At 68.0% G+C, this 18,977-nt stretch carries 19 protein-coding genes and 3 pseudogenes; 7 read left to right on the top strand and 15 right to left on the bottom strand.

Annotated features, from left to right (window positions below; genetic code table 11):
- Window positions 1-7: 7 nt before the first annotated feature.
- Window positions 8-1,381 carry an MBL fold metallo-hydrolase gene (locus tag AB0H62_RS47460; RefSeq protein WP_220241426.1) on the bottom strand — a complete coding sequence of 458 codons (1,374 nt, stop codon included), beginning with the start codon at window positions 1,379-1,381 and terminating at the stop codon, window positions 8-10.
- A gap of 108 nt (window positions 1,382-1,489) precedes the next feature.
- Here AB0H62_RS47460 and AB0H62_RS47465 point away from each other — a divergent pair, with 108 nt between their 5' ends.
- Window positions 1,490-2,194 carry a metalloregulator ArsR/SmtB family transcription factor gene (locus AB0H62_RS47465; protein WP_220241427.1) on the top strand — a complete coding sequence of 235 codons (705 nt, stop codon included), beginning with the start codon at window positions 1,490-1,492 and terminating at the stop codon, window positions 2,192-2,194.
- A 173-nt stretch (window positions 2,195-2,367) separates the two neighbouring features.
- On the opposite strand, the gene AB0H62_RS47470 is transcribed toward AB0H62_RS47465, so the two are convergent.
- The 3 genes and pseudogenes from AB0H62_RS47470 to AB0H62_RS47480 all read right to left on the bottom strand — a co-directional run.
- The gene (locus tag AB0H62_RS47470) at window positions 2,368-2,700 is read right to left on the bottom strand and encodes a YnfA family protein (RefSeq protein ID WP_220241428.1); all 333 of its coding nucleotides are present in this window, start codon (window positions 2,698-2,700) and stop codon (window positions 2,368-2,370) included.
- A 62-nt stretch (window positions 2,701-2,762) separates the two neighbouring features.
- A complete protein-coding gene (locus tag AB0H62_RS47475; RefSeq protein WP_255638884.1) occupies window positions 2,763-3,260 on the bottom strand; it encodes a hypothetical protein in 498 nt (165 codons plus the stop codon).
- A gap of 58 nt (window positions 3,261-3,318) precedes the next feature.
- Window positions 3,319-3,515, bottom strand: a pseudogene (locus AB0H62_RS47480) (MerR family transcriptional regulator); the annotation flags it as partial.
- 523 nt (window positions 3,516-4,038) lie between these two features.
- On the opposite strand from AB0H62_RS47480, the gene AB0H62_RS47485 reads away from it, so the two are divergent.
- The 5 genes from AB0H62_RS47485 (at window position 4,039) to AB0H62_RS47505 (ending at window position 6,201) form a co-directional block, all read left to right on the top strand.
- Window positions 4,039-4,326, top strand: a complete 288-nt coding sequence (locus tag AB0H62_RS47485) for a hypothetical protein (protein WP_220241429.1) — start codon at window positions 4,039-4,041, stop codon at window positions 4,324-4,326.
- A gap of 92 nt (window positions 4,327-4,418) precedes the next feature.
- Window positions 4,419-4,868 carry a helix-turn-helix domain-containing protein gene (locus AB0H62_RS47490; protein ID WP_220241430.1) on the top strand — a complete coding sequence of 150 codons (450 nt, stop codon included), beginning with the start codon at window positions 4,419-4,421 and terminating at the stop codon, window positions 4,866-4,868.
- Window positions 4,869-5,257: 389 nt separating this feature from the next.
- Window positions 5,258-5,623: a hypothetical protein gene (locus tag AB0H62_RS47495; protein ID WP_220241431.1), complete on the top strand. Its 366-nt coding sequence runs from the start codon at window positions 5,258-5,260 to the stop codon at window positions 5,621-5,623.
- A 64-nt stretch (window positions 5,624-5,687) separates the two neighbouring features.
- Window positions 5,688-5,984: a helix-turn-helix transcriptional regulator gene (locus tag AB0H62_RS47500; RefSeq protein WP_220241432.1), complete on the top strand. Its 297-nt coding sequence runs from the start codon at window positions 5,688-5,690 to the stop codon at window positions 5,982-5,984.
- Window positions 5,893-6,201: a transposase gene (locus tag AB0H62_RS47505; RefSeq protein ID WP_360592651.1), complete on the top strand. Its 309-nt coding sequence runs from the start codon at window positions 5,893-5,895 to the stop codon at window positions 6,199-6,201. Before AB0H62_RS47500 ends, AB0H62_RS47505 begins: the two co-directional genes overlap by 92 nt.
- Before the next feature lies 1 nt (window position 6,202).
- Here AB0H62_RS47505 and AB0H62_RS47510 read toward each other — a convergent pair whose 3' ends face one another.
- From AB0H62_RS47510 to AB0H62_RS47535, 6 genes and pseudogenes are all read right to left on the bottom strand, one after another.
- Window positions 6,203-6,958 carry a glucose 1-dehydrogenase gene (locus tag AB0H62_RS47510; RefSeq protein WP_220241434.1) on the bottom strand — a complete coding sequence of 252 codons (756 nt, stop codon included), beginning with the start codon at window positions 6,956-6,958 and terminating at the stop codon, window positions 6,203-6,205.
- Window positions 6,958-8,310, bottom strand: a complete 1,353-nt coding sequence (locus AB0H62_RS47515; RefSeq protein WP_220241435.1) for a cytochrome P450 — start codon at window positions 8,308-8,310, stop codon at window positions 6,958-6,960. The genes AB0H62_RS47510 and AB0H62_RS47515 overlap by 1 nt, the downstream gene beginning before the upstream one ends.
- A gap of 32 nt (window positions 8,311-8,342) precedes the next feature.
- A complete protein-coding gene (locus tag AB0H62_RS47520; protein WP_220241436.1) occupies window positions 8,343-9,368 on the bottom strand; it encodes a hypothetical protein in 1,026 nt (341 codons plus the stop codon).
- Between the two features lie 5 nt (window positions 9,369-9,373).
- Window positions 9,374-10,729: a cytochrome P450 gene (locus AB0H62_RS47525; protein ID WP_220241437.1), complete on the bottom strand. Its 1,356-nt coding sequence runs from the start codon at window positions 10,727-10,729 to the stop codon at window positions 9,374-9,376.
- 408 nt (window positions 10,730-11,137) lie between these two features.
- On the bottom strand, window positions 11,138-11,389 hold the full coding sequence (locus AB0H62_RS47530; protein ID WP_220241438.1) for a hypothetical protein: 252 nt from the start codon (window positions 11,387-11,389) through the stop codon (window positions 11,138-11,140).
- Between the two features lie 163 nt (window positions 11,390-11,552).
- Window positions 11,553-11,882 (bottom strand): annotated as a pseudogene (locus AB0H62_RS47535) (fumarylacetoacetate hydrolase family protein); the annotation flags it as partial.
- Window positions 11,883-11,971: 89 nt separating this feature from the next.
- On the opposite strand from AB0H62_RS47535, the pseudogene AB0H62_RS47540 reads away from it, so the two are divergent.
- Window positions 11,972-12,310 (top strand): annotated as a pseudogene (locus AB0H62_RS47540) (CoA-binding protein); the annotation flags it as partial.
- A 518-nt stretch (window positions 12,311-12,828) separates the two neighbouring features.
- Here the strand turns inward: AB0H62_RS47540 and AB0H62_RS47545 are convergent.
- The 5 genes from AB0H62_RS47545 to AB0H62_RS47565 all read right to left on the bottom strand — a co-directional run bounded on the left by AB0H62_RS47545 (window position 12,829) and on the right by AB0H62_RS47565 (window position 18,968).
- Window positions 12,829-13,905, bottom strand: a complete 1,077-nt coding sequence (locus AB0H62_RS47545) for a flavin reductase (protein ID WP_360592646.1) — start codon at window positions 13,903-13,905, stop codon at window positions 12,829-12,831.
- A gap of 77 nt (window positions 13,906-13,982) precedes the next feature.
- Window positions 13,983-14,777 carry an IclR family transcriptional regulator gene (locus AB0H62_RS47550; RefSeq protein ID WP_220241439.1) on the bottom strand — a complete coding sequence of 265 codons (795 nt, stop codon included), beginning with the start codon at window positions 14,775-14,777 and terminating at the stop codon, window positions 13,983-13,985.
- A 145-nt stretch (window positions 14,778-14,922) separates the two neighbouring features.
- Window positions 14,923-16,401, bottom strand: coding sequence for an aldehyde dehydrogenase family protein (locus tag AB0H62_RS47555; protein WP_220241440.1), 1,479 nt, complete (start codon window positions 16,399-16,401; stop codon window positions 14,923-14,925).
- Complete coding sequence (locus AB0H62_RS47560; RefSeq protein WP_220241441.1) at window positions 16,401-17,543, bottom strand: LLM class flavin-dependent oxidoreductase; 1,143 nt, start codon at window positions 17,541-17,543, stop codon at window positions 16,401-16,403. Before AB0H62_RS47560 ends, AB0H62_RS47555 begins: the two co-directional genes overlap by 1 nt.
- A 123-nt stretch (window positions 17,544-17,666) precedes the next feature.
- The gene (locus AB0H62_RS47565; protein ID WP_220241442.1) at window positions 17,667-18,968 is read right to left on the bottom strand and encodes an SLC13 family permease; all 1,302 of its coding nucleotides are present in this window, start codon (window positions 18,966-18,968) and stop codon (window positions 17,667-17,669) included.
- Between the last annotated feature and the right edge of the window lie 9 nt (window positions 18,969-18,977).

An 18,977-nucleotide genomic window follows, 5' to 3' on the forward strand; every position in this document is an offset into this window, starting at 1 on the left:
CCTGCGGTCACGACGGCTGGGTCCCGCCGGTGAGGTTCAGGTCGTGGGCACGGACGTAGTCGCCGGGACCCCCGTCGAGCACCGTGAGATCGGTGCGGCCGGCGCGCTCGAGGAGGCTGGCGGCGGTCATGGCGCGTTCACCGTGCCCGCACGCCACAACAGCGCCGGGCGGGACGTCGGCGGCGTGTGTGGTCAGGTCGCCGAGTTCGAGGTGGATCGCGCTCGGAACGTGACCGGCGCGATACTCCTGCGCTTGGCGGATGTCTACATAGGATCGTGTCGGCGCGTGGGTGGCGGTGGCAAAGGCAGTGCTGCGAACCGGACCGCCCGCGTCCGTCCAGGCAGTGATGCCGCCGGCCAGCTGTCCGGCCAGTCGTTCGTAGCCGATTTTGGCGGACTGCCAGGCGATGTCGGCGGGGTCCTGGTCGGGATTGAGGACGAATACCAGTGGGGTGGTGTGGGGCATCAGCCAGCCCAGCCATGTCGCGAATTGCTCGCGCAACGGGATGGACACCGCGCGGGGGATGTGGGCGGTGGCGTAGTCGTCCGCGGGGCGGGCATCGATGACGGTTGCCCCGTCCGAGAGGAGCGCCCGCACCGTGGCGGCGCTGAGCGCAGCGATCGGCGGAGTGCCGGCCAGGATGGCCGGGCCGCGCCGGTTCGCTTCGGCGAGGCGGGTGAAGTACGCCGGATACGTTCCCAGCCCGGCGAGCAGAACATGGACGAACGCGTCCTCGTGGGGTGCCGCCAGCAACGGGTTGGCGCGCTTCTGCTCCCCGATGGTCGACGTGCGTTCGCTGCCGGGTGGGGTGGAGCAGAACGACCCCGCGCCGTGGGTGGGCCACACGGCGACGGCGTCGGGCAGGGTGATCAGGCGTTGCAGCGACCGGTACTGGGCGCGGGCCAACTGCTCGGTCCGTGCTGGGCCGAGCAAGTCCGTGCGAGCCGCGGAGTTGACGATCAGCGAGCCGCCGGTGAACACGCCGAGTTCGCACGCGCCGTCGAGCAGCAGGAACGACAGGTGCTCGTCGGTGTGGCCGGGGGTCGCGAGGGCCCTCAGTGTCAGGCCGCCGAGATCGACCTCGTCACCATCAGCCAGCGGGGTGTGGTCGAACAGGCGACGTCCCGCCGCGGAGGCGAGCACCGTCGCTCCCGTGTCGTGGCCGAGCTGCACGGCGCCGGAGAGGAAATCGGCGTGCAGGTGCGTGTCCGCGGCGAAGGCGACCCGCAGACCACGCCGTCGCGCGGCCGTGTGGAGGGTGCGCAGATCCCGGGACGCGTCGACGGCCAGCGCGCTGCCGTCGCCCAGATCCACCAGGTAGGCGCTGTTGCCGAGTCCTTCGTCGACCAGCGGGAACAGGTGATCGTCGGTGAAGCTCACAACGTTCTCCAACCTTGCCGGAGCGGCGCGCGACCGTCCCTGTGCGTGCCGCGTGACGTGTCCAGCGTCTGATATACATTAATCCATAGATTTATGGAGGATGGGAAGATGGCGGACAACACCGCGACCGATCCGGACAGTGGTTCGGTGAAGACGGCGGCCAAGGCGCGGTTGTACGAGGCGTTCGCGGTCAGCGGGAAGGCGCTCGCCAACGGCAAGCGCCTGGAACTGCTCGACCTGCTGGCACAGGGCGAGCGCACCGTGGACGCGCTCGCCACCGCGTCGGGGCTGAACCTGACGACCGCGTCCGCACATCTGCAGACCCTCAAACAGGCAGGCTTCGTCGCGACCCGCCGGGACGGGGTACGGGTGCACTATCGCCTCGCCGGCGAGGACGTCGCGCAGCTGTTCGCGTTGCTGCGCACCGTCGCCCAGGCCCATCAGCCGGCGGTGCCGCATGCGCGTGAGGCCTACCTCGGTGCCGCGCCCGACGAGGAAATCACCCGCGAGCAGTTGCAGGTGCGCGCGGCAGCGGGGGAAGTGGTGTTGCTGGACGTCCGGCCGGTGCACGAGTACCGGGCGGGTCACATCCCGGGCGCGCTGAGCGTCCCGGTAGAGGAGCTGGCGGACCGGATCAACGAACTACCCGACGGCGCGGACATCGTCGTGTACTGCCGAGGCGAGTACTGCGTACTGGCCTACGACGCGGTGCGGCTGCTGACCGACCGCGGCCGCCGCGCGGTCCGGCTGGACGACGGCATGCTGGAGTGGCGCCTGGCCGAAATGCCCGTCGACACCGGAGACCTCGCATGACCGAACACGCAATTCCCGCGGCCGACACGGCCGGAGTGCTTGCGGGGTGGGCCGGTCTACATGGACTACAACGCCACAACGCCGACCGCTGGAGCACTCCCCAGTGACGTCGAGACCGCAGTGTAGGGCCAAAGTGCGCGCCACACGCCACGATCGGCGGTCCGACCAGCTGGTCAGCCGCGCGGGGCGTACATGATGACCCCGACGCCGGTGAGGCAGATGAATGCTCCGATCACGTCGAAGCGGTCGGGGCGGTAGCCGTCGGCGATGACACCCCACAGCAGGGAGCCGGCGACGAACACGCCGCCGTACGCGGCCAGAATGCGGCCGAACTGGGCGTCGGGCTGCAGGGTTGCGACGAACCCGTAAAGGCCGAGGGCGATGATCCCGCTCCCGATCCACAACCAGCCGCGGTGGTCGCGGACGCCTTGCCACACGAGCCAGGCACCACCGATCTCCAAGATGGCGGCGAGCACGAACAGCCCGATCGAACGCAACACGAGCACGAACAATCCTCTCGAAGCGCGGGCAGTAGCGCGCGCTGTGCGCACAAGACTGAGGCGTGGGGTCAGTCACCGAAGACGTCGGCCAGCAGCGGCGCTGCTTCGGCTGGCGCGTGTACGTCGAACTCGAGCACCTCGCGGCGGAGGCGCAGGGTGAATCCGAAGAAGGCGCAGGATTGCTGCTCGGCGGCTGCGAGTTCGGCCACGCGCCCGGCCAGCTCGGCCGGGAGCCGGAACAGCAGCCCCTCATCGGTCGGCTCGCGCTCTGCTCTGGTGAGCAGCTCACGCCACTGCCCGATGCGCTCAGCTTGTTCTCCGCCCGTCAGCAGGCATGCGATCGGCGCGGACTCCGGCTCTTCCGCCGGCCGACGCACGTTGAACTCAACGGGCACCGGCGCCGGCTCCGCTACCGGCGGCTTCTGGTGCAGGAATCCGCAGCCCGGGTCGCACCGGCCCGGGCGCGGCGGACCGTCGATCTCGTTCAGTGCCTCGCGCAGGCGATCGGTGAACGCCTCCAGCTCGGCGGCGCGCTGCTGGGCCTCGCCGAGGCGAGCAAGGAGCATCGGCCGCAGCCGTGCGCACGTCGGTGCACAACCCGTCCTCCCACACACCCAGCAGGTCACGGATCTCCTCCAGCGGCAGCCCGAGGTGCTTGCCGGTGGCGATGAACTCCAGGCGCTCCACCGACTCCTCGTCGTAAAGCCGATACCCGACTCCGACCGGCGTGCGGGAAGCAGCCCAGCCTGTTCGTAGAACCGCAACGTCGTCGGCTTCACGCCGACTCGCTCTGCCAGCTGGGAGATCCGCAACGTCGTCACCTCACGACCGTAAACCTTCCAGCCGACTCGAAGGTCAACCGCAAAACAGCACAGCCATCCAAGGGGCGGGGTTCAGCTGGGCGGCAAGTCGCGCCGATTCGGGCTGAGGGCGGGCATCTCGGGCTGAAGCGCGGGGAAGACCTGCTGCGGAGCACAGCACGAGCATCCGTCCTCCTCGGACTTCCCCCCGGCCGGAATCTGCTGCGCCGAAACCGGTTCGGGTGCCGTGATGCCCCGCAGGGGCCGCAGCCGCCCGGCTCGGACGCCGTTGCCGATGACGAAAACTCGGCCAGTTCGTGCACGAACACGACCGTGGCGAGGCTCAAGACACCGAATGCGGCGAGCGGCACCAGCGTCCTCTTCTCGGAGTGGCTTGCGCAGTCGGCTTCCACCGGGGCATCGATCGCACCTTTCGCCCCAACGGCTGCTATGTCGCCAAGAGCCACCGCGGATGAGGTGGGCGCAGCGTTTGTGCCGCCGAGCCGTTGTCGACCGCGCCCGCCACGCACTCGTCGACCTTCCGATGCTGCAACCACCACACCTCGACCGTGGCGCCAGTCTGCGCGAGTTTCGCCTCAACCATCGCGTGCTGATCACCGCGGCGCGAAGGCTGGCCGTCGAGGACCCGGCCACTGAGCTGTTGACCGAGGCGTTGGACCGGATCGCGGTGTGGCGTTCGGCCTGGGCCACCGTCCCGGCCGAGACGCAGTTCGCCGCCTACACGCAGCTGAGGGCAGACTTGTTCGATGTCGAGCGAGTCCTCGCTCAGCTGATGGGGTGGCAACCCTTGTCGCCGGTGGCAGCACGGTGAAGCCACGCCCCTCCCTCAGCTCCGGACAGCGCGAAGCCCTGGCACGGGAATCGCGGCATGCCGATCCGGTCGTTCGGGTCCGCGTCGCCGCGGTGCAGAGTTGGTTTTCGGGCCAGCCGTTCACCGAAGGCGCCGCGCGTGCCGGAGTCTCCACCTCCACCGTCCGCCGGTGGGTCCGGCGATTCATCGAGCACGGTCTCGGCGCGCTCGCAGGTGAGGCACCGGCGCGCCCGGCCCGGCCCGCGGCCGGGACGGATCCCCGTGGTCACAGCTTCACCGAAGCATCGAAGACGTTTCTGGCCGGAATCGGGGCGGAACTTCACCTCGCCCGCTCCGAGCGCGGGTGGACCCGGCAGCAGCTGATCGAACGCTGCGGTGTGGAGTACTCGCCCGAACGGGTCGCGAACTGGGAACACGGCCTCCGGGCCGTCCCGGTCGTCGCCTTGGCCATCACGTGCCGGGCGCTGGAGATCTCGATGGCCGAGGTCGTCGGGCGCAGCTACACCAGTGCGTTCGACCGCTTGCCGCAGGTCCCGAAATGACGCCCCGGTGGGCAGTCCCCTCCATACGCCACCGGCGACTGGGCAGAAACCAGGACGCAGGAGGGGACTTCAGCCGACGCCACACTCGAGCCGGCCGGTCGGCGATTTGCCGGCGCCGACTCCTGGAACGTAACCGATCTTCCAGCCCGCACGGCGCACTGTCACCGCCGCGGGGTAACACGGAGAGTTGGGTGAGGATGGCACGCCACCCACGAGAGTCGCGGGGCACGTCACCTCACCCGGGCGCAACCCCTGTTTGGCCGACAGCCGCCGACCTCGACCTCGTCGAAGACCCATATCTCGACTTCCTCGACCGCGTCCTCAAGGGACTGCGAAACCTCGACCGCACATCACCACCCCAACCACGACCAGCACGCCGGGACGACCCCATGGACCTCAGCACCGAACACGCAGCAGCGGCGCTCAACCGGACCTGCCTGCAAGCGCTTCAGCTCACCGACGCTTTGATCAACGGAAACTCCACAGTGGACACTATTCGTCGAGTATCCGAGCAACTGGCCGATACGGCCGAGATCCTGCAAAGCTACGCCGGCGACCTCGAAACCGGCGTGGTCAACGAACACCCGATCCAGCTGCCGGCACCGGACGACACCGACGAACCTCGATCGGATCTCAACGGTGACGGCACGCGGCCTCCTGTTCCCGAAGTGGCCGAGGCTCGACCGGCCACGCCGCGACGATCCGGGACCGCCGACCGTCACGGATCGCGCCGTGCGCCCCGCAGGCGACGCTGACGCGCCGCAGAGCTCGTCCGCCGATTCACCACGCCCTCGCCGATCTATCTCAGGAAGACTCCCAGTGAAGATCCGTTCCCGCGCGACCCCACCCGCCGCCTTCGCGCTCGGCGCCGAACTTCACCGGGCCCGAATGCGAGCGAAGTTCGGCCTCCGTGAACAGGCGGACCGGGTAGACGTCCCACCGGCCAACATCAGCCACTGGGAAGCCGGATCACGCAGGCCGTCACCGGACATGACGTCGTATCTCCTCGGTCTGTTCAAGGTGGCTGGACCCGAGTACAAACGCCTCCGGGAACTCGCCTCGAACGTGCACAACTCCATGCACGTCGAACACCGCATCCCCGCACGAACCGCATGACCCGCCTCTACGAACGTCGGGTCCCCGTGGTGGTCGCCCGCCCGCGTTCGACTCGCTCGATTACCGGGGCCGCAACGTGATCGAACGCCGCTTCAAGCTGCTCAATCAATGGCGTGACCTGGCCACTCGCTACGGCAAGCTCGCCATCGTTTACCGATCCGCGATCGTTCTCCATGCCGTGATCCGCTGGACCAAGGCATCATCAGACACGCCCTAGCTCACTGCGCCACCAGCCCACCGTCGACAGCCCACGCCTGCCCGGTCACGAAAGACGCGCGGTCCGACAGCATCCACGCCACCGCCTCGGCGATCTCCTCCGGCTGTGCGGCCCGGTTGATCGGCTGCATCGCCGCGATCTGCTCCTCCGTGACTACCCCGGTGGCCACCACCTGCTCGTACATGCCGGTGCGCACGGTGCCCGGGCAGACGGCATTGACGCGGATCCCCTGTGTCGCGTATTCGAGAGCGGCGGCGCGCGTCAGGCCGACGACGCCGTGCTTGGCCGCCACGTAAGCGGACAGGCCGATGCCCATCCCGACCAAACCGCCAGTCGACGACGTGTTCACAATGGACCCTCCGCCGGCGCCCAGCATCCGGCGGATCTCGGCCCGCATGCAGAGCCACACGCCTTCGAGGTTCACCGACATCACCCGGTGCCAGTTGTCCCGAGTGGACTCGGCGACGGACTCGAAAGCACCGTCGACACCGGCGTTGTTGAACGCCCCATCGAGCCGGCCGTAAGCCGCTACCGCGGCCGCCACCATCGCTTCGACATCGTCCTCAAGGGCCACATCGGCCTTCACCGCGGTAGCCGTGCCGCCCTGTGCCACGACCAAGTCGGCCGTCTCCCGGCACGTGCCGTGGTCGATGTCGGCGAGCAGCAACCGCGCGCCGTACCCGGCCAGCACCAGAGCGGTACTGCGGCCGATGCCGGAGCCGGCACCGGTCACGATCACAGACTTGCCCTCGAGCATCAGTGTTTCCCCCGCGTGTGGACGGTCATCGGCAGCCGGTCGAGGTGCACGATGCTGGAGATCACGGTCTTCGGGCGGAAACCGGCGAGCAGGTCCAGCCGGCGGCCCGCGACGATGCCGGCGATGGTGATCTTCATCTGGACCCCGGAAAACGCGTCGCCGATGCATTGCCGGTTGCCGAGCCCGAACGGCATGAACGCCCGCCGCATCCGTTCGGTCGACGCGTCACCAAGCCAACGGTCGGGGTTGAACCGCAACGGATCGGCGAAGATCTCCGGGTCGCGCTGCAAAGCCGCGGGACTGTAGAGCACCTCACTGCCCGGCTCGATGGTCACGCCGCCGAGAGTGACGGGTTTGACCGCGCGGCGCATGAGAATCCACAGTGGGTGGTGCAGCCGCAGGTTTTCCTGCACAACAGCCTCGGTGAGTGTCAACGCGGGCAGATTCGCCGCCTCGATGTCGCGCCCGTCGACAACCTCGTCGACCTCCACTTCGAGCCGTTGCCTGAGCGAGGGGTCGCGCGCGATCTCGTACATCGCCCACGTCATCAGCGTCGCCGGCGTCTCGATGCCGGCGATCAGCAGCGTCATGATCTGGTCGCGGATCTGCGTGTCGGTCAGCGTCGTGCCGGTCCGGGCGTCGTGCGCGCCCAGGAGCAGGGACACGAAGTCGCCGAGGTCGCCGTGGTCCCTGCGGTAGACGGCGACGAGGCGCGCGGCGGCGTCACGCAGGTCGGCGCAGGCGGCGTCGAAGCGTCGGCCGACCGGGGTTGGCACGCGCGCGAAGAAGTCGGGCAACAGCGTGCGCTGGCCCAGCCCCTGCAGCAGGGCCGGCAGCTGGTCCCGGGCCAGCTGCACCACCTCCCGCGCCTCCGGGGCGAGAAACATGGTCTGGCCGATGATCTCGCTCGCCATCACGTGCATCTCGCGGTCCATCGCGACGGTCTCGCCGGGCCGCCACGTCGCCGCCTGCTCACGGACGACGTCGCTCATGATGCGGATGCTGCGCTGGATCTGTTCCCGATGGAACGCCGGCTGCACCATCCGGCGCTGTCGAAGATGCTCGGTGCCTTCGGCGGTGAACAATCCGTCGCCGACATACGGGCGCGCCTTCTGGAAGATGCGCCCGCGGTCGAAGCTCTTCGCCTCCTCCACCATCACGGCACGCACGAGCTCCGGCGAGTTCAGCACGAGGAACGGCCTCGTGCCGATCCGGATCCGCACGATGTCACCGGCGGGCTGCAACGACGTGAGATAACCGACGCGGTCGCGGCGCAGTAGTGAAAGCGTGTGCCCGAGCAACGGGAGACCACCCGGCGCGGTGGGAGCCTGGCGAGCCAGGAGCATGGTCATGGAACGCTCCAAAGAGGAATGTCGAGTCGAAGTCAGGCCGTGGTTGGCCAGTCGAGCAGGTCCTCCACATAGGACGCCTTCGCGCCATCGGGAGAAGCCTCGGAGGGCGAGAATCGGATGGTGCCGGTACGGTCCCAGGCCTCCATGCCGGCCGCCCACGACTGCTGGTCACGCACGCACCGCAGCACAAGCTCCGGCGCCTCGATTTCCAGCGCCGCCATGACTTCCGGCAGCTCCCGGGCCGCCGTGAGGTGATCGTCCACACGGGACGCTATCCGCGCGGCCACGGCGTCGATCGCGCCCTGCACGCCCAGATGCTCGTGGTGGTCCAGCACCGTGACGAGGTTGATCGGATCGCCCTGCTCCATGTGCAGCGAGTGGATGTCGTTGATCCAGCACATGATGTCGGCCGTGCCCAGCACCAGGGTCTGGTAGTGCGGCGTCCGGTACAGCACGTCCGGCACCGTCGCGCCTTCGACCAGCTCCACGAGGTCTACAGTGGGCAGTACTGTGGACGCGTCGCGGCGCACCGAGATGTAGTCCTCGACGGTCGGCACGGTCCCCGACAGCCGATAGGCGTTCTCGGCCAGGTGCCCCGTGAGCCACCGGTCCAGGTTATGACGCAACCGCGTTGTCCAGTAACCCGGTCGACCGGCAACCGTGCGCTCGAGCAGATCCCGCAGCGCCGCGACAAGCGGATGGTCCTCGTGCACCGTCGCCCGCTCGTCACCGCCGATGATGCGCCGCATGCTCGCCACGAGACCCTCGTAACGCTCGGCGCGGCCGGTCGTCACACCGATGTTCTGCTGGTCGTCGGTGACGAAAAAGAAGCTGTTCCAGTCGGTGATCAGCGCGAGACCCTCGAGCGAGGCCCAGGGGGTGAGCGTGGCCATGATGCGGCCGTAACCAAGGGCCCGGAACTTCGCCGCCACCTCCGGCGAACGCAGCAGGCCGAACTTGCGGCACCAGGCCTCGGTGAGCTCCTGAACGTGCGATGCGTCGGGATGACTGGCAGTTTCGAACGGCAGCCGCAGATCCGGCATTTCGTAGGTTCCCATGGCATTCACACCGAAGCCGGGAGCGTGCGCCGGCTGAAGATCATCGGCAGCTTGTCCGGGCGGATCAGCGCGCTGGCCACCTCGCGGACTTCCGTGCCCTGCGCCAGACTCAGGTTCCAGCGCGAGCAGATCACCGAGGCGATCATCGTGAGCTCCATCGTCGCGAACACCTTGCCGATGCACTGGTACGAGCCCGCGGCGAACGGGATGTAGGCGCCCTTCGGAATCCGCTGCGCGTTCTCCGGAAGCCAGCGGTCGGGGTCGAAGCGCAGCGGGTCCGGGAACCAGCGGGCGTCGTGGTGCAGCAGGTACGGGCTGTAGATGAGCTCCGCGTCGGCCGGGATGGTGGACCGGCCGGCGCGAACCTCGGTCAACGTGCGCCGCGAGAACAAAAGCGGCGTGTGCAGCCTGAGTACCTCGTCGATCACGCGGCCGAGGTACTCCAGCGCGGGCAGGTCGTCATACTCCGGCGCGCGGCCGGCGAGGACCTCATCGAGCTCGGCGTGCACGCGCGCGGCCACCTCGGGGTTGCGGCCGATCTCGTACAGCACCCAGCCCAGCGTCGCCCCGGGTGCCTCGACGCCGGTGAGTGCCAACGTCATCACCTGCGCGTGGAGCTCCTCGTCGGACAAGCCATTGCCGTCTTCGTCGCGCACCGCGAGCAACGCGGATAGCACGTCGCCGCGGTCCTGCCTCGCCGCGCGATAGGCGGAGACGACCTCGTCGATCGAGCGATTCATCCGGTTCATGGCACGGGTGAAGCGGATGTTGCCGGGAGTGGGAACCTTTTCCCACGCCGGTGGCAGGACGATGCGTTTGAGCAGGCTGTGGGTCAGCAGCCGCATGCCGTGTTTGATCGCGTCGGCCGTCTCGGCGTTGGCGGTGAACTTGAACAGGCTGCGGGTCAACGCGGTCAGGGCCAGGTCGTTCATGACCTCGTCGGCCGCCAGCGTTGCGCCGTCCTGCCAGGAATCCGCCGCTTCTTCGGCCGCGGTGCGCATGATCGACGAGTACTCCACGAGGCGCTCGCGGCTGAAGACCGGCTGGAGCAGCTTGCGCAGCCGCCGGTGCTCGTCGCCTGACGCGGTCGCGATCCCTTCGCCCAGGCCGGGTTTCAACCGTTCGAAACAGAGGCCTCGCTTGTACTCGAGGTCGCCCGGTACCAGCACGTCGCGAGTGGCGTCGGGGTCGGCGATGACGTAGACGGGGAAGTTGCCGAATCGCACCTTGACGACGTCGCCGTAGCGAGCCAGCGCGGGAAGGAACTCCAGAGGTTTGCGCAGCACCGGGACGATGTGACCGAGGACCGGCCACGCTCCGGGAGCTTCGACGGCCTCGTGCACCTCCACGGGAATCCGCACTTCATCCGTCCTATATGGACACTTCGTAGGAGCAACGGCTCTTCGGGGTGCGACCTCGGGATATTCTTCGGCGCGTGACATCGAGCCCCCTGAAGGGTGGAAGTGGTGGTTCGCGAGCCCCGGAAGGCGGGTCGCGACTCGTCGAGGCTCAGACCTCGTGCTCACCCGATTCCAAGCTTCGCAACGGAATCTGTCAAGGACCGCCGCCCGGATCACCCGCTCGACGTATTCCGTCGCTATGGATCCGAGTTCCTGTTCACGCCCCGAAGGAGTGTTCTTTCGTGCGAAACAAGGAAGAACTGACGCTTGTGAGTGACGGCGAGCACCCCCGTAATGCGAAAATGCCCGTAAGTGTCGATCGGGCACGAGAAACGCCCGCACGCGCGTTGTCCGCGGTGAGCGCAGCGCCTATAGCATGACCACGTCGAGGTGAGCGAAGTCCGCCGCCACGCGGGAGCCGGTACGCACGCCGACGGGTTCGGTGAGGCCGTCGGTCACCACGAGCAGGCCTCCCTCGACGTCGCCGAGGCCGGCGAGCGCCTGATGGCCCACGGCGGCGCCCGTGGCCGTGTCGACGATCTGGCCGTCGACTTCGAGCAGCACGGCTTCCAGAGTGAGGTCGAGCCCCTCCGGCGGCACCCCGACCGGGCCGAGACGCACAGCCGTGACGACACCGTCGCCGAGCGCGCGACGCCGCCGTAGACCCGGGAGACGGCTTCGAACGCGGTAGCGCCGGGACCCACGGCGCCGTGCCGCAGCCGGAAGACAAGCACCGGTTGGGCCCGCATCCCAGCGACGACCGGAGCCGTGAGCATCGCGTCGGTCAGCACGCGTCCTCCTCCGCCGCGAACACCGCGGTCACACTGCCCAGTCCGGCCACGTTCGCGACGACCGTGTCCCCCGGCCCCACCGGAGACGCGCGGGTCATCGACCCCGGAAGCACCACGTGCCCCGGCTTGAGCGTCACGCCGAGCGGGCCGACAGTGTTGGCCAGCCACACGAGCGCGTTCACCGGCGAACCCAGCACCGCGCCGCCCGCGCCGGTCGCGGCGAGCGTGCCGTTGACATGCAGAGTGCAGCCCGCGAGCCGAAGGTCCACGTCGAGCAGGTCTGTCGGGCGGCTGCCGAGCAGCACGCCGCCGGCGCGCGCATCGAGCTCATCGCCGACAACCTCGGTGAGATGTACGGCTCGAAGATCGGCTGACGCGGAATCCACCGTTCGCCTGGCGACGTTTACCGGGCTTGCAACCCGAACAAATCCTCGCGAACGCCACGACGATCGCTGTCGTGGGCCTGAGCCGCGACTCGGCGAAGGCCGCGCACGGGGTTCCCGCCACGCTGCAGGCCCACGGTTTCCGCATCATCCCCGTGCACCCGTCGGCCACGGAACTGCTCGGCGAGAAGGTCTACCGCTTCCTCAAGGACATCCCGGAGCCGGTGGACCTCGTCGACGTCTTCCGCCCGGCCGCCGAGGCCCCGGGCATCGCGGCCGACGCCGTCGCCATCGGCGCGAAGGCGCTGTGGCTGCAGCAGGGCATCGTCTCCGCCGAGGCGAAGCGCATCGCGGAAGAGGGCGGGCTGGCGGCGCGTGGCACTGGCGCACCAAGCGTTGCCCTCCGGTCCTTCGCCAGTGAAGCCGGCTGGGATGGTCGCCGCGGGCTGGCCGGTGAAGTCGAACGGGAAGGTGAACGAAAGCCAGTAGAAAGCTTCGATCTGGCGGCCGTGAATGTACAAGGACCCGACACCCGAGGACTGGGCGAAGCTCGATCGCGGCGACTTCGACCCGCCGCAGCTCTCCCCGAGCCGGCCGGGCAGTCCGATGGACGTCGATCCCTGGTGATCGTTGTCCTTCGCCAGCTCAGCGGGTCCGGGGACCAGCTGTGAGCCGTGGTGGCTCTGCTTGGGTGACAGGGATGGCTTCGATGTCTGTCACGTGAGGTGAAGCATCACGGTGTTCGGTGAGCCTCTGACTACGGCGTTGAGCCATGGGTGTCCGAGCGATCCGCGGTTCCGGCCAACACCGTGGCCGCCCGTTGAGATCGTCACCGATTAGGACCAAGTCGAGCTCAACTGCGACTACGGAACGGAGCACATCAGAATCAACGCGAGGCAGGCTCTGCAGCGGGCACCTCGACCAGACGTGGAAAGCGCGACCGGTGGAACACCAACGGCCGGGTCTCCGGACCGGTGCGGAGACCGATGATCCGCAGAAGAACAATGTGGTGGTCACCGGCGGGAATCTCGTCCTCGATCGTGCAGTCCAGCCACGCGGTCGCTCCCGTGATCAAAACGGCACCCGCATCAGTAGTGTGGAGAGAAAGCCCGGCGAAGCGATCCCCGGTTTTCGCCGACAACGACCGGCACGCCGACTCGTGCGCCTCACCGAGCACGCTCACGCCCACCCGTCCGGCGTCGCGCAGCCGAGGCCAGGTGCTCGATCCGTTGTCGACGCACACGGAGACCAGAGGCGGGTCGAGGGATACCGAGGTGAAGGAACTGACCGCCATGCCGGTCGGCTTGCCGTCGACCAGGGCGCACACTGCCGCGACGCCACTCGGGAAGCAGCCGAACGCGTCCCGCAATGCGCGGCCGTCCGCGGTTTCGGCGGGCGTGAACGGGGGCGCGATCGGCCCGGTCGGCGCCACTTCGCCGCTAGCCCGGGCAGCGGCGAGCCTGGCGGTTACCGGAGCCCATCGTCGCGCGTATGACTTGAGCGCCACGGAGTCGTCGACGGTATTCTCGGGGAGGTAGAGACCCGGGAACTCGCATGTGGCGCCCAGTTCCGCCAGCACGGGCTTGAGCAGGAGTTCGGGAGCCATCGCATGCGCCAACCCGGCACCGACCATGAGCGGAACCACCACCACTCCCTGTAGTCCCGGTCCGTCGGCGAACCGGTCCAGGAAGAGTTTCAACAATCCCGTGTAGGTCCCGCCGACCGTGGGGCTCGCGACCACGACGACCGATGACCGCGCAACGGTCCGGACAGCGGCCTCGGCCGACTCCTCGTCCACCGGCACGAGTGCCAGGTCGAGCACGTGGTCGACCGGGCGCCCGGTGAGCGCCTCGGCGAGCTGCCGGGCGGCGACGAGTGTGCGCGAGGCCGGCTTCGGGTTTCCGACGACAACGGTGGTAGTCATGTGAGCTCCCAGGCGAAGAGGATGGCGGAAGGCCGCCATGCGTGGGCTGGTTCCGGGCGCCGGGCCAGTCTCGCGGCGTTAATCGTGCTTCCCCGCTTGAACAGCCCGGGAAACTGTCAGTTGGCGACGAGCGCGATCCGGGTCGACAGCTCGCCCGCCGACTTGAGGACCGCCTCGACGAGCTCGGTTTCGCGGTCCGCCGGCACCCGGCGGTTGATGGAGACGACGCTCAGCCCGGCGACGACCTTGCCCTGGTCATCTCGGATCGGCGCGGCGATGCCGATCGCGTCGGGGTCGAGTTCACCTCGGGTGACCGCGAAACCGGCGTTCCTGATGTCGCCAAGCCGGGCGGCCACGTCGCTCGGGGAGACCACAGAGGCCGACGTGAGCTCGGTGAAGGGGTGCTCAGCGAGCAGGCGCTCGCACTCGTCCGGCGGTTCCCACGCGATGAGTACCCACGCCGAAGCCCCCGCATTCAGGGGCAGAACGGTTCCCCGCTGGTAGGACAGCCGGACGCGATTTTCCGGCGGTTCCGCCTTCTCGAGACAGACCACCTGCGCACCTGACCTCCGCGTGAGGAGCACCGTTTCCCCGATCTCGGCGGCGATCCGCTCCATGATCGGCAACGCGACCGCCGACAGACCGTAGGACGAACGAGCCAGCCGGGCAAGCTCGAACACTTTCTGACCTAGACGAAAGCCGCCCTGAGGATCGTCCTCGAGGTAGCCGGCGCGATGGAGGGTCGACAAGTAGCGGTAGGCGGTCGACCTCGCGACGCCGAGTTCGCCGGCGACGTCAGCACTACGGATCCTCAACCTCTCCGTGGCGAACATGCCGAGGATATCGAGCGCCCGGTCCGCGGTGCTGTTCTTGTCGCGGTAAGTCGTGGAGCGGTTACCCGCTTCAGTCATAGACCGCTCTGCCCGTACCATGAACCCCCGCCACTTCGTCCGATTCCTGATCTGCACGCCGGCCTTGTCGTGCGTGATGTGCCGTCCTCCGAGACTCCGGCCCGGCCCGCGCGTCGGATCACGCGGGCCGAGTCAGACCCGGAGATCACAGCTTCACGTTGATCGACTTGACCTCTGTGTAGCTCAACAGTTCGTCGATCGACTCCTCCCTTCCGAGACCGGACGCCTTGAACCCACCGAACGGCATTCCGAGGAAGTGCTTGCCCGTCTCGTTGATCCAGACGTATCCGGCGTCCAGACGCTGGGCGACTCGCAATGCACGCCGGACGTCGTTCGTGTACACGCTGCCGGTGAGGCCGTACCGGACGGAGTTGGCGATCGCGACCGGGTCCTCTTCGTCGCTCCAGCGGATGACGGAGAGGACTGGGCCGAAGATCTCCTCCGTCGCGACCTGCCAGGTGGCATCGACGTGGTCGAGAATGGTCGGCTCGAGGTAATTGCCGATGTCAAGACCGGCAGGACGACCGCCTCCCGTGACGACAACGGCGCCCTTCTCGATCGCACCGGTGATGTACCGCAAGACCTTCTCGTGCTGCTCACGGCTGACGAGTGGGCCCTGGTCGCTAACGGGATCCAGCGGGGAGCCGATCACGTGGTCCTTCAGACGCTCGACCATACCGGCGACGACTGCGTCGGCGATCGACTCATGCACGAGCAGCCGCGAGGTGGACCCGCAGGACTGCCCGGACCAGGTGAAGTTCATCCCCTGGACGGCACCGTGGGCCACCTCGACGGGATCCGCGTCGGGATACGCGATCAGGGCGTTCTTCCCGCCCAGTTCGAGGCTGACCTCCTTCACGCCGGTCTGAGCCGCGTCCCGCATGATGCTGCGGCCCGTCGTCTCACTGCCCGTGAACCCGATCCGGGCGACTCCGGGGTGCCGCACCAATGATCGGGGAACGGCCGGCCCGTCGCCCACCACAATCTGCACGACGCCTGGCGGAAACACGTGCTGGATCAGCCGCGCGAGATGCAACGCCGAGAGCGGCGTCGCTTCCGCCGGCTTGAGGATCACGCAGTTGCCGGCGACGAGCGGCGCTGCGAGCTTGCTGATCGCGAACAGGATCGGGTGGTTGAAGGGGACGATCTTCGCGACCACGCCGTAAGGCTGGCGGACGGTGAAGTGCAGGTCCCCCGTCGGGAGCGAGAAGCCCTTCATTTCCAGGGCCAGGCCGGCGAAGTAGCGGCATAGGCCCGCGGCCATGTGGACGTCGCCTGCCATCACGGCCATCGGCGCGCCACCGTCGACGGCGTCGAGCAGCGCGAGGTCGTCGATGTTCGCTTCCACGACGTCCGCGAGTTCGCGGACGCGTGCTGCCCGCTCGAGGACATCGAGGTCGCGCCACGCGGGAAACGCCGATTCGGCGTGGGCGACAGCGTCATCGACCAGTTCGGCGTCCGCGTCGGGAACTGTCGCGATCATCTTCCCGTCGATAGGGCTCGTCACCTCGAAGGTCCGGTGTCCGGGCGCCTCGACGAGGCGACCACCGACGAGGAGGCGCCAGTCGGCGGAGAGAAGTTCGTGTACCCGGGTGCGGTTCGACTCGGTCGTTCCGATGACCATCAGCGAACTCCTGCCTGCTCGAGCAGCGGATAGGTTTCCGCCTGGAACCGGGCCATGTCCTGCACGTAGCGGGGCCACGACAGCAGGACGCCGTCGAGGCCGGTGCCGGCCAGCGCGATCAGCGTGTCGGCAACCTGTTCCTTGGTGCCGACGATCGGGTATCCGGCCCAGCCCGCGATGAAGTGGTACTTCATCGCCTGCAGTGTCTCCGGGGAGATCGACTGGGAGTTCATCCCCATGCTCGAGGTGAGGTTTTCCGCAGCGGCCCAGTCACCCTTCTGGTTCACGTAGTAGTCGAGGAACTGCTTGGCCTGCGCCTCGGTGTCCTCCTGGACGACGTATGCGTTGGTCCATACCTGGATCTCGCGGCCGTACTCCTCGCGGGCCAGCCTCTTGAACTCATCAACCTTGGCCTTCATGCCTTCGGGACTCTGCTGCGCGATGTCCGTCACCACGAACACCACATCGCAGTTGCGGGCGCCGAAGTGCCGTCCGGCTCCGGATCCCCCGGCGTTCATGAGCACCGGGTGCGGCGACTGAACCGGACGAGGCGCGAGGACGGCGTCGGTGATGTGGAAGTACTTGCCGTCGAAGTCGACGGGTTCCTCGGAGGTCCACAGCAGACGGATGACGTCAACCCACTCCTGGGCGACATAGTAGCGCTCGTCGTGCGGCAACTGCTTGGCGCCGAACATCTCGATCTCCGGCGCGTGCCAGCCGGTGACGATGTTCAAGGCGAGGCGCCCACCCGAGATGTGGTCGATCGTCGTCGCCTGTTTCGCCGCCATCACCGGGTGGATCGTCGGGACGTGCGAGGTCACGAACAGGCCGGCGTCTTCCGTGACGCTGCTCAACCCCGCGGCCCAGGTGAAACACTCGAATCCCGCCCCGTTGAAGTTCGTCTCGCCGCCGAAACCGCGCCAGCGCCCGACCGGCACCAGGGCTTCGAACTCCATCTGGTCGCCCATCTTGGCCAGGGACAGCGTCTGGTCCCAGGTCGCTTCGAGAACACCGTCGACAGTGGTGATGGCACACCCGCCCGACAGGTTCGACGAGAAGGTCCCCAGGTGCAGCTTGCGGTCGTTGTACACCGGGTGCCGTGCTTCGCGAAGCTGGTCGGCCCGGCTCATCTGTGCAGTCATTTCGTGCTCCTCTCCGAACCGGGCCGAACCGGCCGGCCGGCCATCTCACCCGGATACAGCGGGGTGTTCGCCGTAACGATGTACATGATCCGATTTCCTCTCAGGAACGTGAAGGAACTGCGCTCACAGCCAGCCGGGCAGTACCAGGACAGCCGTCGACACCACGGGAGCGACCACGACCAACGCGAGCGACCACCGCATCAGTCCTTTGTAGACCGACTCCCGGAGTTCCGCCGGTGCGCTGGCGACGACCAGTGCGCTCGACGACGACACCGGGCAGATGTCGACTGTGGTCGCGGAGATCGCGATCGCCGCCGCGAACCCGAGCGAGCCCACGGCTCCGCCGGCGAGGAGCGGGAGGATCAGCGAGATCGCCGCGGTGATGATGGCCGCGCTGGAACCGACTGCCGAGAACGCGGCGCTGATCAGGCACAGCAGGAACGCGGCGAGCACCGGCGACCCGAGCGAGCCCAGGAACTCCCCGGTGGCCTTGATGGTCCCGGCCTTGCTGAGCAGGTCGATGTAGGTCACCACGCCGCAGATCATCACGAGCACCGACCAGCTGATCTGCCCGAACGCGTCCTTGTTGGCGGACTGATGCGCGAGCTGCAGCACCGTGGCGATGACGATCGCGAGCATCCCGACGTCGAGTCCGAAGCCGAGGAGCCCGACGACGAGGGCGGCGATGCCGAGCAAGGTGGTCCGCCTCGCCGGAGTCAGGGTGAGTGCCGTCGGCTTCTCGTCCAAGGGCACCTCGCCGCTCACCGGCGCCGCCTGAGCGGCAGCGCCCGGACCGCCTCCCGCCGCAACCACCAGACGGCGCCTTGCCCACGGCCCGTCGTAAGCGAGGTAGGCGACCACGGCCAGCACGCACGAGAACGCGGCCGTTGTGAGGTAGAGACCGACGGCTGAGATCGCGATCCCGTTGCGCGCCAGGGTCGAGTTCACGATGGTGCCCAAGAGGGTGATGGGTGAAAAGCTTCCCGCGATGCCGCCGAAGAGCACCATGAGGGCGTTAAGAATCGGCTTGATGCCGAGCCGGTGGGCCAGCCCGAGCGAGAGACCACCGATGACGGCTGAGAGCGCAGGCAGAATCGCGCCCAGAGACACCGCGGCGAATGTGACGACGAACAGCGCCGGCGGCACCGCCCTTCGGCGACCACCGACGACCCGCACCAGCCACTGGACGAGCAGTTCCATCGTGCCGTTCACGGTCGCGATGCCGAACAGGTACGTGACACCGAAAACCAGCAGGAACAGATCGCCGGGGAATCCCGCCAGAACGTCGGCCGGACTCTCGCCGTGCATCAGGGTGCCGAGGAGAAGGGCCGCGACTAGTGCGAGCACACCGATGTTGACCTTGGTCGTCGTGCCGACCAGGAACACCAGGACCAACAGCGCTATGGCGACCAGGTGAAAGGCCACTGCGTCCTC

The organism is Amycolatopsis sp. NPDC050768, from assembly GCF_040654155.1.
GTDB lineage: Bacteria > Actinomycetota > Actinomycetes > Mycobacteriales > Pseudonocardiaceae > Amycolatopsis.